This window comes from Mesorhizobium sp. SEMIA396, from assembly GCF_024518615.1.
Classification (GTDB): Bacteria; Pseudomonadota; Alphaproteobacteria; order Rhizobiales; family Rhizobiaceae; genus Mesorhizobium.
In genome coordinates this window covers 70,268-83,872 of the sequence record NZ_JANIFC010000006.1, presented here as the reverse complement: position 1 = coordinate 83,872, position 13,605 = coordinate 70,268, and the positions used below count along the sequence as shown (strand labels likewise).

At 63.6% G+C, this 13,605-nt stretch carries 9 protein-coding genes; 5 read left to right on the top strand and 4 right to left on the bottom strand.

The window, feature by feature from the left end; genetic code table 11:
• Window positions 1-12: 12 nt before the first annotated feature.
• A complete protein-coding gene (locus tag NP503_RS16070) occupies window positions 13-630 on the bottom strand; it encodes a TetR/AcrR family transcriptional regulator (protein ID WP_127267937.1) in 618 nt (205 codons plus the stop codon).
• Window positions 631-702: 72 nt separating this feature from the next.
• On the opposite strand from NP503_RS16070, the gene NP503_RS16065 reads away from it, so the two are divergent.
• Together NP503_RS16065 and NP503_RS16060 are read left to right on the top strand one after the other, a co-directional pair.
• Window positions 703-1,986, top strand: coding sequence for an MFS transporter (locus tag NP503_RS16065; protein WP_127267938.1), 1,284 nt, complete (start codon window positions 703-705; stop codon window positions 1,984-1,986).
• 262 nt (window positions 1,987-2,248) lie between these two features.
• Complete coding sequence (locus NP503_RS16060; protein ID WP_127267939.1) at window positions 2,249-3,823, top strand: alkaline phosphatase; 1,575 nt, start codon at window positions 2,249-2,251, stop codon at window positions 3,821-3,823.
• Between the two features lie 91 nt (window positions 3,824-3,914).
• Here NP503_RS16060 and NP503_RS16055 read toward each other — a convergent pair whose 3' ends face one another.
• A complete protein-coding gene (locus tag NP503_RS16055; protein ID WP_236382934.1) occupies window positions 3,915-4,196 on the bottom strand; it encodes a hypothetical protein in 282 nt (93 codons plus the stop codon).
• Between the two features lie 197 nt (window positions 4,197-4,393).
• Here NP503_RS16055 and typA point away from each other — a divergent pair, with 197 nt between their 5' ends.
• Window positions 4,394-6,223: a translational GTPase TypA gene (gene typA / locus NP503_RS16050; RefSeq protein ID WP_023811726.1), complete on the top strand. Its 1,830-nt coding sequence runs from the start codon at window positions 4,394-4,396 to the stop codon at window positions 6,221-6,223.
• 60 nt (window positions 6,224-6,283) lie between these two features.
• On the opposite strand, the gene NP503_RS16045 is transcribed toward typA, so the two are convergent.
• Window positions 6,284-6,910, bottom strand: a complete 627-nt coding sequence (locus NP503_RS16045; protein WP_127267941.1) for a DUF1062 domain-containing protein — start codon at window positions 6,908-6,910, stop codon at window positions 6,284-6,286.
• A 394-nt stretch (window positions 6,911-7,304) separates the two neighbouring features.
• Here NP503_RS16045 and NP503_RS16040 point away from each other — a divergent pair, with 394 nt between their 5' ends.
• Entirely contained in the window at window positions 7,305-7,916 is a 612-nt protein-coding gene (locus NP503_RS16040; RefSeq protein ID WP_127272477.1) for a LysE family translocator, read from the top strand.
• A gap of 147 nt (window positions 7,917-8,063) precedes the next feature.
• Here the strand turns inward: NP503_RS16040 and NP503_RS16035 are convergent, their stop codons facing one another.
• Window positions 8,064-8,627 carry a peroxidase-related enzyme gene (locus tag NP503_RS16035; RefSeq protein WP_127269517.1) on the bottom strand — a complete coding sequence of 188 codons (564 nt, stop codon included), beginning with the start codon at window positions 8,625-8,627 and terminating at the stop codon, window positions 8,064-8,066.
• A gap of 136 nt (window positions 8,628-8,763) precedes the next feature.
• Here NP503_RS16035 and NP503_RS16030 point away from each other — a divergent pair, with 136 nt between their 5' ends.
• Window positions 8,764-13,554 (top strand): NAD-glutamate dehydrogenase, encoded by a 4,791-nt coding sequence (locus NP503_RS16030; protein ID WP_127328088.1) that lies wholly within the window; start codon window positions 8,764-8,766, stop codon window positions 13,552-13,554.
• The last annotated feature ends 51 nt before the right edge of the window (window positions 13,555-13,605 follow it).

Sequence of the window (13,605 nt, the reverse complement as noted above, 5' to 3'; positions counted from 1 at the left end):
TAGCGCCAAACGTTATTTCTTCAAGCTCGCTTCAATCAGCAGGTCCGCGTTGCGGGCGACCGCTTGCGCCGGGCCGCCGAGCCCGAACAGCTGGCCACTGATATAGGCGCCTTCGATCAGCAGCAGAAGGCCGTCGCCGAGCGTGTCAGGGTCTTGCGCGCCCATCGCAACCGCCATGGCGCGTAGGCGGCGGCGCAATTCCTGCTTGTTGGCCTCGCTGACCACACGGGCCGGATGGCTGTGGTCGGGATATTCGACCGCCGCGTTGGTCATGCCGCAGCCGCGATAGTCCGCCACTTGCGTGCGCTTGCCGATGCGGGTCAGGAAAGCCTTGATCTGTGCGCGCGGGTCGCCGGGATGAGCGGCAACCGCCTCGTCGAAACGCTCCCAATATTCAAGATCGTACTGCCTGAGATAGGAGGCGGCCAGTTCATCCTTGGACGGAAAGCTGCGATAGAGGCTGGGCTTTGTGACGCCGGCACGTTTGACGATCTCGTCGACGCCGATCGCCCTGATACCGCGCCGGTAGAACAGGTCATAAGCCACATCGAGGATCTTCTTGGCTGCTTTCGGCGGCGCCGACGCATGATCGTCGCTGATGGTCAGATCAATATTTTTGTCGGTTGGCATCGTGTGGCTCGATTGACAATGTTACCGATCGGTACGTATACATACTCCACCTGCAACGTACCGGTCAGTAACATGATAGCTCAATCCCGCCCCTTTGGCCAGCGCTACGCTTTCGTCGTGGTCGGCGTGATCTTCCTTAGCCTGCTGGTCGCGGCTGGCCTGCGCTCCGCACCCTCGGTCATGATGCTGCCGCTGGAGAACAGTTTCGGCTGGCGGCGCGACATCATCTCGCTGGCCGCCGGTGTCGGCATCCTGCTTTACGGCCTGACAGGGCCATTTGCCGCAGCCCTGATGGAGCGCATCGGGCTTCGCCGCACGCTGCTGGCCTCGCTGGTGGTGATGTCGGGCTCGACCGCGCTCAGCCTGCTGATGACCAAGCCGTGGCATCTGTTCATCACCTGGGGCGTGTTCTCGGGCATTGGTTCCGGTGCTGTCGCCAGCGTGCTCGGCGCGACCATCGTCAACCGGTGGTTCAAGACCAATCGCGGGCTTGTCATGGGATTGATGTCGGCCTCCAGCGCCTCGGGCATGCTGGTGTTCCTGCCGCTGATCGCCGCGCTGGCGCAGTCGGGCGGCTGGCAGCCGGTTGTCATTGCGGTCGCGATCGCGACCGCTGCCCTGATACCGCTGGTCTGGCTGCTGGTGCCGGAGCGGCCGGCATCGATCGGCATGGTGCGCTACGGCGCCGAGGCTGACGACGTGCCGCCCACTCCGCCTGCGTCACAGGGCAATTTTCTGGCGCATACGTTCTCGACGCTGCGCCGTGCCGCCGGCACGCGGGTGTTCTGGTATCTGTTCGCCACCTTCTTCGTCTGCGGCTTCACCACCAACGGGCTGGTCGGCACGCATCTGATCGCGTTCTGCGGCGACATGGGCATCGGCGAAGTGCAGGCCGCCGGCCTGCTGTCGATGATGGGCATCTTCGACCTGATCGGCACGACGTTGTCGGGCTGGCTCACCGACCGCTACGATCCGCGCAAGCTGCTCGGCGTCTATTACGGCATTCGTGGCCTGTCGCTGATCTATCTGCCCTATTCCGGCTTCTCGGCCACCAGCTTGATCATCTTCGCCGTGCTCTACGGCCTCGACTGGATCGCCACCGTGCCGCCGACGCTGCGGCTCGCCAACGAGGCGTTCGGCGATCGCAGTGGGCCGATCGTGTTCGGCTGGATCGTCGCCGGGCACCAGATCGGTGCGGCCGCTGCCGCCGCCTTTGGCGGCACCATGCGCGAGCTGCAGGGCAATTACGAACTGGCCTTCCTGATCGCCGGCATGACGGCAATCGCCGCCGCCTGTATCTCGCTGCTGATCAACACCAGCAAGCCGGCGTTCGATCCGGAGCCGCAAGCGGCTTAGGCGCGACGCTAATCTCCCCCCTCGAGGGGGAGATGGCCGCGAAGCGGCCAGAGGGGGGTCGGTCCGACTGGGCTCGGCCTCTTGCGATAGAAGGAGGTTAGCGCTCCACGCGCGGCGACCCCCTCTGTCGCCTTTGGCGACATCTCCCCCTCGAGGGGGAGATTACCCTGTTCATTGTTATCAAAACTTCATCATCCCGAGATGCGCCTGAAACATTGACGCTGGACCTTGGTGGCGCCGTTCAAGCCACCAGGAGACAGCCATGAACAAGCTCTCGATGACCCGCCGCGCCTTCGTCACATCCGCCAGCGCCGTTGGCCTGGCCGGCGTCTCGAGCTTGGCGCTGCCCTATTATTCGCGCGCCAATCAGCGGCCTTCCTTCACCCATGGCGTCCAGTCGGGAGATGTCGACGCCACCAGCGGCATGGTGTGGACGCGCACCGACCGACCGTCGCGCGTCATGTTCGAGGTGTCGTCGACGGAGAATTTCGCCAGTGCGACGCGGCTGGCGCCGCTCGATACGTCGCCGGCCAGCGATTACACGGTCAAGCGGCTGCTCACCGACCTCGCTTCGGACCAGGATATCTTCTACCGCATGACATCGGCCGATCTCGCCGACATCAACGCCGTTTCGGAGCCGATCACCGGCCGTTTCAGGACGGCGCCAGCCTCGAAGCGCGACATCCGCTTTGCCTGGTCCGGCGACACCGCCGGCCAGGGCTGGGGCATCGATGAGACCGGCATGAAGACCTACGCCACGATCGGCAAGCACACGCCCGACTTCTTCCTGCATTCAGGCGACACCATCTATGCCGACGGCGCCATGAAGGACGAGGTCGACCTGCCCGGCGGCGGCAAGTGGAAGAACGTCGTGCTGATCGACGGCAAGCGCAAGGTCGCCGAAACGCTGGACGAGTACCGGGACCAGTGGAAATACAACATGATGGACAGGAACGTGCTCGGCCTGAGCGCCATCTGCCCGACTTTCTACCAGTGGGACGACCATGAAGTGCTGAACAACTGGTCGGATTCCAAGGATCTCAGCGCCGACAGCCGCTACACGGAAAAATCCATCCACGTGCTGGCGGCCCGCGCGGCGCGGGCTTTCCACGAGATGACGACGATCCGCTACGAACCGTCCGAGCCCGGCCGCGTCTATCGCAAGATCGCTTATGGGCCGCTGCTCGACGTGTTCTTCCTCGACATGCGCTCCTATCGCGGCCCCAATGGTCCCGACATGCAGGATGAGATGACGCCGCAGTCGCGCATGCTCGGCGAGCAGCAGACGAAATGGCTGAAGCGCGAACTGGCGAATTCGAAGGCGACCTGGAAAATCATCGCCGCCGACGTGCCGCTCGGCCTCGTCGTCTGGGACGACGGCACCAAGAAGGTTGGCGCCGAAGCGGTCAGCAATGGCGACAATGGCTTGCCAAAAGGGCGCGAGCTCGAGATCGCCGACCTGCTGCGCTTCATAAAGAATGCCGGCATCAGCAACACCGTCTGGCTCACCGCAGATGTGCATTACACGGCCGCGCATTATTACAACCCGGACAAGGCGCAGTTCCAGGAGTTCAATCCGTTCTGGGAATTCGTCTCGGGTCCGATCCATGCCGGCACGTTCGGTCCCAACGATTTCGACATGACGTTCGGTCCGGAGCTGAAGTTCATCAAGGCGCCGACCGCCGAACAGGGACAGAACCTGCCGCCCTCGGCCGGGCTGCAATTCTTCGGGCTCGTCGATATTTCAGGCGCCAGCGAGCAGATGACGGTGCGGCTGATGGATCGCGACGACAACGAACTCTACAAGGTGACGCTCGACCCGGTGCGGTCGGCGTAAGCGCGCTTCTCAACCCTCCCCCTTGTGGGGAAGGTCGGCGGCGGCTTCGCAAAGCGAAGCTGGCGAGACGGGGCGGGGGGTGAAGCGCTGACTAGTCCGGGTAGCAGACCATGGGAATATTCGGCCAGACGGCGCTGTCGCAGTTGGCGGAGTCCTGGCGCTGCTTGAAGGCGGCGCTGACCGGGCCGGTCACCATCGGGTCGACGCCGTCTGGTGCGTCGGCGAAAATCTGCTCGGCCGACTGTGCCTCTGACAGCAAGGCAGGCCGTGATTCCTTCATCGTCGCGGCTGACTGTGCGGCGTTGGCCGCCAGCAGGACGGCGAAGGCAACAGACGCGATGAGCGGCCAGAATCGGTTGAGTTTATCGGTCATGACGTTTGAACTGCCCGGGCCCCAAAGGGTTCCCGCCTTGGTTAACAAAATCATCTCACACGCAGATGCTTAAGATTTGATGAGTATTTGGTGACGCTCCTCCTCTTTCGCAACTGCGAAAAACCCTGTATGAGCCGCGCAACCGAAAGAGGCAGCGCCTTTTGGCCTGCTGCCTGCAACGCTTCCGAGACCAGAACATGAAAATCCGTAATATCGCGATCATCGCGCACGTCGACCATGGAAAGACCACCCTGGTCGACCAGCTTTTGAAGCAGTCCGGCTCCTTCCGAGACAATCAGCGCGTCGCCGAGCGCGCCATGGATTCCAACGACCTCGAAAAGGAACGCGGCATCACCATCCTGGCCAAGGCGACTTCGGTCGACTGGAAGGATACCCGCATCAACATCGTCGACACCCCCGGCCACGCCGATTTCGGTGGCGAGGTCGAACGCATCCTGTCGATGGTGGACTCAGCCATCGTGCTGGTCGACGCAGCCGAAGGGCCGATGCCGCAAACCAAGTTCGTCGTCGGCAAGGCGCTCAAGGTCGGCCTGAAGCCGATCGTCGTCATCAACAAGATCGACCGTCCGGACGCCCGTCACGTCGAGGTGGTCAACGAGGTGTTCGACCTTTTCGCGGCGCTCGACGCCACCGACGAGCAGCTCGACTTCCCGATTCTGTACGGTTCAGGCCGCGATGGCTGGGTTTCGGAAAATCCGGAAGGACCCAAGGACCAGCAGCTGGGACCGCTGTTCGACCTCGTCATCAAGCATGTGCCGGAGCCGACCGTTCATCCCGGCCCGTTCCGCATGATCGGCACCATCCTGGAAGCCAATCCGTTCCTCGGCCGCATCATCACCGGCCGTATCGAGAGCGGCACGCTGAAGGCCAACCAGCCGGTCAAGGTGCTGCACCATGACGGCACCCAGATCGAAACCGGCCGTATTTCGAAGATCCTGGCCTTCCGCGGCCTTGAGCGCCAGCCGATCGAAGAAGCGCAGGCGGGCGACATCGTCGCCATTGCCGGCCTGTCGAAGGGCACCGTCGCCGACACGTTCTGCGACCCGAGCGTAAGCGAACCGCTGCATGCGCAGCCGATCGATCCGCCCACCGTGACGATGTCGTTCCTGGTCAATGACAGTCCGCTGGCCGGCACCGAAGGCGACAAGGTGACCAGCCGCGTCATCCGCGACCGCCTGCTGCGCGAAGCCGAAGGCAATGTCGCGCTGAAGATCGAGGAATCGCCCGACAAGGATTCGTTCTTCGTCTCCGGCCGCGGCGAATTGCAGCTGGCCGTGCTGATCGAGACGATGCGCCGCGAAGGCTTTGAAATCGCCGTGTCGCGTCCGCGCGTCGTCATGCAGAAGGGCGAGAACGGCGAATTGCTGGAGCCGGTCGAAGAAGTCGTCATCGACGTCGATGAGGAGCATGCCGGCGTCGTCGTGCAGAAGATGTCCGAGCGCAAGGCCGAGATGGTCGAACTGCGCCCGTCCGGCGGCAATCGCCAGCGCATCGTCTTCCACGCGCCGACCCGTGGCCTGATCGGCTACCAGTCGGAGCTTTTGACCGACACGCGCGGCACCGCCGTGATGAACCGGCTCTTCCACGCCTATGAGCCCTACAAGGGTGAGCTGCCGGGCCGCACCAATGGCGTGCTGATTTCCAACGAACAGGGCGAATCGGTCGCCTACGCCATGTGGAACCTGGAAGATCGCGGCCCGATGGTCATCGATCCGGGCGTCAAGGTGTATCAGGGCATGATCATCGGCATCCATAGCCGCGACAATGATCTTGAAGTGAACGTGCTCAAGGGCAAGAAGCTGACCAACATCCGTGCCGCCGGCAAGGACGAGGCGGTCAAGCTGACGCCGCCGATCCGCATGACGCTGGAACGCGCGCTGGCCTGGATTCAGGACGATGAACTGGTCGAAGTGACGCCCAAGACCATTCGGCTGCGCAAGCTCTATCTCGATCCGAACGAGCGCAAGCGGTTCGAGAAGTCGTCCAAGGTGGTCGGCGCGGCGTAAGCTCTCTATTTTCCGACAGTCGATAGGGGCGGAGCAACCAGTGTTCCGCCCCTTTTTCGTTCATCCACCGGCAGCCGAGATGATGGCCTGCCGATCGGCCTCGCCGGCCAGATCGATGCGGATCGCGATTCCCGCGCGGGTAGGCTTGCGCAGGGCCTTTGCGCCATCCGGGTCAACGATGAGCAGCCGCCTCTCCTCCAGCGCCTGAAGCCGTGATCGCGAGATGCCGAGTTCGCCAGCGAGCAGCCGGTCGAGTCGCAGCGATGTCGGCATTTCCAGTCCAAGCTGGATCTCCAACACGGTCGCGGCTTCCCCGGTGTCGCCGAGCCTGCGCTTGTGAATGCTGACATCGGAGAACTCCTCGACGCGCCCGATCCGGTTGCGCAACGCGATTACATCGAAGGCATGACGGTGAGCGAGTGCAGGATCGTTGCGTTCGAGCGCCGCCAGCAGCGTCGGGTCGATGTCGCGGCGGTTGCAGCGCTCGAAAATGCCGAAATTCCAGGAGTTGTCGCAGTCGATGCAGCGATAGATCAGCCACACGTCGATGCGTTTGCCGTTGGCGTTGACGCGGAATTTCCCGCTGCTGCAATAGGCCTTCACAGTGCCGCAACGACTGCAGCTGATGAGCGGCCGAGGTGCGGTCTTGGGCGCGATTGCCCAGTGGATACGCTGGAGTCCAGACATGCCGATAAGCCCTTCCCGTCGGGAAGTTCATCAGGCCGGCGATGTCGAGATGCCCATGCGGGCGCGGCGTGGCGGTCGCTTGCTATGATCGGAAATCGGATGTCACGGGCGGCAGCGCGCAACAACGGTTCAGCAGTGCCAAACCGGTCTCGAACCGCCGCCCAGAAGAACACATGAAATGAAAACAGACACCGCGAATGCGGAGTCATGCAGTGTGTCGGGGGAGTTGACGAGACCGGCGGCTACGTAGGCAAAGTGACGCTCAAAATTGTTTCGCGGCGGCCTTTCTAGCCGCGAGATGCTGGACCGACAAGGGTCTTTTGTCGGTGCTACCGCAGCCGAGCCACTTGCGCTAATATCCGAAATCGAAGGTTTTCAACCAGAGACCCCGGTTATGCACCCCACCTCGCTCCTGATCTTCGCCGCCGCTTTGTTCGTTGCCGCCGGTTCGCCCGGCCCCTCGATCGCGGCGCTCGTTGCGCGCGTTATCTCGAAAGGGTTTCGCGACGTGTTCCCGTTCCTGCTCGCCATGTGGATCGGCGAGGGCATCTGGCTGTCGCTGGCGGTGTTCGGCCTGGCTGTCGTGGCGCAGACCTTCCATTTCGCTTTCGTCGTGGTGAAATGGGTCGGCGTCGCCTATCTCGCTTACCTCGCCTGGAAAATGTGGACCGCGCCTGTCGATGCAGAAGGGGGCGAGATGCCGCGCGAGGATTCTCCGGCAAAGCTGTTCTTCGCCGGCATGGCGGTGACGCTTGGCAATCCCAAGATCATGATGTTCTACCTGGCGCTGCTGCCGACCATCATCGACCTCGCTTCGGTCAGCATCGTCGGCTGGGTCGAGCTGACGGCGACCATGGCCGTGGTGCTGGTCGCCATCGATCTCGCCTGGGTGCTCGCCGCATCACAGGCGCGCAAGCTTTTGAAGAGCAAACGCGCCATGAAGATCGCCAACCGCGTCAGCGCGACGACGATGGCCGGCGCCGCGGCGGCGATCGCTGCTCGGTGACGTTCCCTCGCCCCGCTTACGGGGAGAGGGTGTCCCGAAGGGTCGGGTGAGGGGCAGCGCAAAGTTGGCCCTCGATTCACAGACGTTGGTGCCCCTCGCCTGCCTGCCGGCATCTTCTCCCCGTAAAAAGGGGAGAAGAAAGCAAATTCACCGTGCCATGGCGTGGTATTCGTCGTTCGGGCGCATGTCGATTGCCGCGGCCACGCGGTTCGACATGTTGAAGAAGGCAGCGGTCGAGGCGATGTCCCAGATGTCGCGATCGGTGAAGCCGGCCTGACGCAGCGCGGCCCGGTCTGCCTCGACGATCTTGGCCGGCTCTTGCGTCAGCTTGACGGTGAATTCGAGCATTGCCACCTGCCTGGGCGAAAGATCGGCGGCGCGGAAATTCATCACCATCATTTCGCCGAGCGGCGGGTCGCCGGAGAGCTGGCGCACCGCCGCGCCATGCGCGGTCAGGCAATAGTAGCAATGATTGATCGAGGAGACGGCGACCGCGATCATCTCGCGTTCCAGCTTGGTCAGCCCGGACTCACCCAGCATCAAATCGTTGTACATGTCGGTGAAGGCGCGCAGCTTTCTGTCGTCGAAGGCATAGGCCCTGAGCACGTTGGGGACGAGGCCGAGCTTCTCCTCGCATTTGGCGAAATAGGTTTTTGTCGCCTCGCTCAGCTCTCCCTGGCCAAGATCAAGCGCGCTGATTTTGCCGGTCATGGGTCATTTCTCCTCGTTGCGCGGCATCTTGTCGCCAAATTCCGATAATTCTTGGCAAGCCGTCAAACCTTTGTCGCCAAACAGCGGTCATCTGCTACCATATTCGTAAAAGCATTCGACGGGAGGGACGTGCGTCATGGCCAGCGTGAAATCCGCGAGCAAGCCGAAGAAAAAAGCCACGGCAGCGATTAAAGCGGAGGAAAGGCCGGCCAGGCTTGCAGACTATCTGCTCGCCCGCGCGCCAGCTGAAGACATTGCTCCCTACGATGTGGCCGACCTGGAGCGGGCTGCCGATCTCGCCGGCCAGGCAGTCGCCACTCACAGGAAAGGCGAGTGCGTCGTCGCCGTCGATGCCGATTCGGGCGTTGTGCGAGACGGCCGCCCGATGACGGTTGTCACGGTCGTCAACGACAACATGCCGTTCCTGTTCGATTCCATCCTCGGCGAGATCACCGAGACATCGGGCGAACCGACCCTGGTCACCCATCCGGTTATCGTGGTGCGCCACGGCAAGGGCGGCGTGGAAGAAATCCTCGGCGACGGCAATTTCGCCAAGGACGATGGCAGCCACGACCGGCTTAGCGTCATCCATGTCCACATCCCGCGGGTGACATCCGAGCAGGCGAGCGGATTGAGCGAGCGGCTGCGCAAGATCCTTGGCCAGGTTCATGCCGCCGTTCACGACTGGAGGCCGATGCTGGCCCGCCTCGATCAGGCGATCTCGGAATTCCGCTATACGGCCGTGCCGCTCGACAAGAAGAGCGTTGCCGAGGCCCTCGCCTTCCTGGAGTGGCTGCGCGACGACAATTTCACCTTCCTTGGCATGCGCGAGTTCAAATACACCGGCGGCGAAGAAAGCGGTACGCTGGAGCGCGCTGAAAAGCCCGGCCTCGGCATCCTGTCCGACCCCGACGTGCTGGTGCTCAGGCGCGGCACCGAAGCGGTGACGACGACGCCGGAAATCCGCGCCTTCCTGCACGGGCCGGAGCCGCTGATCGTCACCAAGGCCAATGCCAAGTCGTCCGTGCACCGCCGCATCTATCTCGATTACATCGGCATCAAGACCTACACCGCCAAGGGTACGCTCGCGGGCGAATTGCGCATCGTCGGCCTGTTCACCTCGACCGCCTACACGCGCTCGGTGATGAAGATCCCGTATCTGAGGTCAAAAGCCGAAACCATCATCGCCAAGTCCGGCTTCGACCGGCACGATCACTCCGGCAAGGCGCTGATCAACGTGCTGGAAAGCTATCCGCGCGACGAATTGTTCCAGGTGCCGGTGCCGATCCTGAGGAAGCACGCCGCTGCCATTCTGGGCCTGGTCGAGCGGCCACGCGTGCGGGCGCTGGTGCGCGCCGACCAGTTCGACCGTTTCGTCTCGATCCTCGTCTTCGTGCCGCGCGACCGTTACGACAGCGTCGTGCGCGAGAAGATCGGCTCGTATCTGAAGACCGTATTCGAAGGTCGGCTGTCGGCCTATTACCCGGCCTTCCCCGAAGGCGGGCTGGCGCGCGTGCACTTCATCATCGGCCGCTCCGGCGGCAAGACGCCGAAGGTCGAGCAAGCGACGATAGAGGCGGCGATCCGCGACATCGTGCGTACCTGGGAGGACGCCCTTTCCGATGCGGCCGAGGCCAGTGGCGGCGACCAGGCTTTGAAGGCGATTGCCGCGCGGCTGCCGGAAAGCTACCGCGATTCGTTCAGCGCGGCGGTGGCGCTGGCCGATGCCAGGCGCATTGCCAAGATCAGCGCCGGCAATCCGATCGCCATCGATTATTATCGTCATGCCGAGCAGAAACCGCATCAGGCGTCGCTGAAAATCTATCACCATGGCAGCCCGGTGGCGCTGTCGCGGCGGGTGCCGGTGCTGGAAAACATCGGCTTCCGCGTCATCAGCGAGCGCACCTTCGAGGTCGGCGACGAACAATCCGGCCTGGTCTTCATCCATGACATGGAGTTGGAGAACAGCTACGGCAAGCCGATCGACCTGACTGACGGCGGCGGGCTGTTCGAGGACGCGTTCCTGTCCGTCTGGCGCGGCGACGTCGACAATGACGGCTATAACGGCCTTGCCCAGACCGCCGGCTTGTGGTCGGGCGAGATCACGATCCTGCGCGCCTATGGCCGCTATCTGCAGCAGGTGGGCATTCCGCAAAGCCAGGATTTCATCGCCGCCGCGCTCAATCGTTATCCCGACATAGCGCGGGGCCTGCATGCGCTGTTCATCGCCCGGCTTGGCCCGACGGCCGAGACCGAAGGCGTGGTGGCCGCAAAGCACCTCAAGGCCAAGATCAAGGACGCGCTGGAGGATGTGCCGAACATCGATGACGACACCATCATCCGGCGCTATCTCAATCTGATCGAAGCCTCGCTGCGCACCAATCATTTCGTTGCCGATACGAAAGAGAAAGGCCAGTCGCTGGCGATCAAACTCGATTCGCACGCGGTCGAGGGCTTGCCGGCGCCGCGGCCGTGGCGGGAGATCTTCGTCTACGGTTCCGAGGTCGAAGGCCTGCATCTGCGCTTCGGTCCGGTGGCGCGCGGCGGCCTGCGCTGGTCCGACCGCGCCCAGGACTACCGCACCGAGGTGCTCGGCCTGGTCAAGGCACAGCAGGTCAAGAATGCCGTCATCGTGCCGGTTGGCGCCAAGGGCGGCTTCTATCCGAAGAAGCTGCCGATGAGCGCCGGTCGCGACGCGATCTTCGAGGCAGGCACCTCGGCCTACAAGAATTTCGTCTCCAGCCTGCTGTCGATCACCGACAATATCGGTCTCGACGGTGTCATCCCCCCGGCCGGCGTCATCAGACGCGACCCGGACGATCCGTATTTCGTCGTTGCCGCCGACAAGGGCACGGCGACCTTCTCCGACACCGCCAACGCGATCTCGGAGAAGCACGGCTTCTGGCTCGACGACGCCTTCGCCAGCGGCGGCTCGGCCGGCTATGACCACAAAAAGATGGGCATCACCGCCAAGGGCGCCTGGGAAGCGGTCAAGCGGCATTTCCGCGAGATCAACCGCGATATCCAGACCTCGTCCTTCACGGTCGTCGGGGTTGGCGACATGTCGGGCGACGTGTTCGGCAACGGGATGCTTTTGTCGCCGAAAACCCGGCTGATCGCCGCCTTCGACCATCGCGACATCTTTATCGACCCCGATCCCGACATGGCAGCCTCGATGGCCGAGCGCGAGCGCATGTTCGCGCTGCCGCGTTCGAGCTGGCAGGACTACGACAAGACGAAACTGTCGGAAGGCGGCATCATCGTCTCGCGCAACCAGAAATCGATCACCTTGCCGGCGGCGGCGGCGGCGGCGATCGGCCTGGCCAAGACCGCCGCCACGCCGGTCGAGATCATGACCGCCATCCTCAAGGCCCCTGTCGATCTCCTGTGGTTCGGCGGCATCGGCACCTATTTGCGGGCATCGACCGAAACCAACGCCGAAGTCGGCGATCGCGCCAACGATGCCATTCGCATCACCGCGCTCGATGTCCGGGCGAAAGTGATCGGCGAGGGCGCCAATCTCGGCGTCACGCAGCGGGCGCGCATCGAGTTCGGCCTGAATGGCGGCCGCTGCAATTCCGACGCCATCGACAATTCGGGCGGCGTCAACTGTTCCGACGTCGAGGTCAACATCAAGATCGCGCTGGCATCCGCCATGCGCAAGGGGTCGTTGACGCGCCCGGCACGCAACAAGCTGCTGGCCGAGATGACCGACGAGGTCGGCTCGCTGGTGCTGTCGAACAACTACCAGCAGACGCTGGCGCTTTCGATCGCCCGCAAGCGCGGCCTCGCCGACATCGCGCATCAGAGCCGCTTCATGACGGCGCTGGAAGCGCGTGGCCTGCTCGACCGCACTGTGGAGACGCTGCCGTCGCCGTCAGCGCTCGCCGAGCGCGAAGCGCGCGGCGAACCGCTGACGAGAGCCGAACTCGGCGTGCTGCTCGCCTATGCCAAGATCGTGCTGTTTTCCGACATCGTCGCCAGCGACGTGCCTGATGACGCGCATTTCGACCGCGACCTGATGGGCTATTTTCCCGACCGGATGGCGAAGAAATACGCCACAGAGATCCATGGCCACCGGCTGCGCCGCGAGATCATCACACGGGTCGTCGCCAACGACCTGGTCAATCGCGGCGGCCCGTCCTTCGTCAACCGGCTGCAGGAAGCCACGGGGCGCACCGCCGCCGACGTGGTGCGGACCTTCGCGATGGTGCGCGACGGTTTTGCCTTGCCGGCGCTCTATCGCGAGATCGACGCGCTCGACAACCAGATCGACGGCCAGGTGCAGCTCGATCTCTATCAGATGGTCAGCCGGCTGATCTACGTGACCAGCGGCTGGTATCTCAAGAACGATGCCGGCACGGCACCCCTCGGCCAGCGCATCGCCGAGCTGCAGGAAGCACGCAAGGCGCTGGAACCGAAGCTCGTTGCGCTGCTGCCGGCTTTCTCGCGCGAGCGCATCGAGGAGAAGCGGCACGGGCTGTTCAAGAGCGGCGCGCCGGAAGGGCTGGCCGGGCAACTGGCGCTGAGCGAGGTGGCGGAACTTATCCCCGACATCGCGCTGACGGCGCGCACCGCCGGCGCCGATATCGTCGCCGCGGCCAAGGCGTTCTTCGCCGTCAGCGATGCCTTCCGCATCCCGCGTGTCGAGGACGCCGCACGCTCGATCACGCCTTCGGACTACTATGATCAGCTGGCACTGTCGCGCGCCACCGACACGATCGGCGCGGCACGGCGCGGCATCGCGGTGGCGGCACTCACCGGCCACGCCAAGACGGCCGATCCGGTGGTTGCCTGGCTGGACGCCGGCGGCGAGCGGGTGGCGCGCATCCGCGAGCGGCTGCAGGCGCTGACCGAGGGCGGCGACATCACCGTGTCGCGGCTGTCGGTGGCGTCGGGGCTGATGAGCGATCTGACGGGGATGTGAACCGCCGACGATCACCACACGCATTACCGGATGCGTGTGGCTCTTTTCGAA

What these genes read in the sequence shown, in the direction of transcription:
- NP503_RS16070 (WP_127267937.1), bottom strand. Translation starts at nt 630, where the DNA reads ATGCCAACCGACAAAAATATTGATCTGACCATCAGCGACGATCATGCG.
- NP503_RS16035 (WP_127269517.1), bottom strand. Translation starts at nt 8,627, where the DNA reads ATGACCGGCAAAATCAGCGCGCTTGATCTTGGCCAGGGAGAGCTGAGC.
- NP503_RS16060 (WP_127267939.1), top strand. Translation starts at nt 2,249, where the DNA reads ATGAACAAGCTCTCGATGACCCGCCGCGCCTTCGTCACATCCGCCAGC.
- NP503_RS16065 (WP_127267938.1), top strand. Translation starts at nt 703, where the DNA reads ATGATAGCTCAATCCCGCCCCTTTGGCCAGCGCTACGCTTTCGTCGTG.
- NP503_RS16030 (WP_127328088.1), top strand. Translation starts at nt 8,764, where the DNA reads ATGGCCAGCGTGAAATCCGCGAGCAAGCCGAAGAAAAAAGCCACGGCA.
- NP503_RS16045 (WP_127267941.1), bottom strand. Translation starts at nt 6,910, where the DNA reads ATGTCTGGACTCCAGCGTATCCACTGGGCAATCGCGCCCAAGACCGCA.
- NP503_RS16040 (WP_127272477.1), top strand. Translation starts at nt 7,305, where the DNA reads ATGCACCCCACCTCGCTCCTGATCTTCGCCGCCGCTTTGTTCGTTGCC.
- NP503_RS16055 (WP_236382934.1), bottom strand. Translation starts at nt 4,196, where the DNA reads ATGACCGATAAACTCAACCGATTCTGGCCGCTCATCGCGTCTGTTGCC.
- typA (WP_023811726.1), top strand. Translation starts at nt 4,394, where the DNA reads ATGAAAATCCGTAATATCGCGATCATCGCGCACGTCGACCATGGAAAG.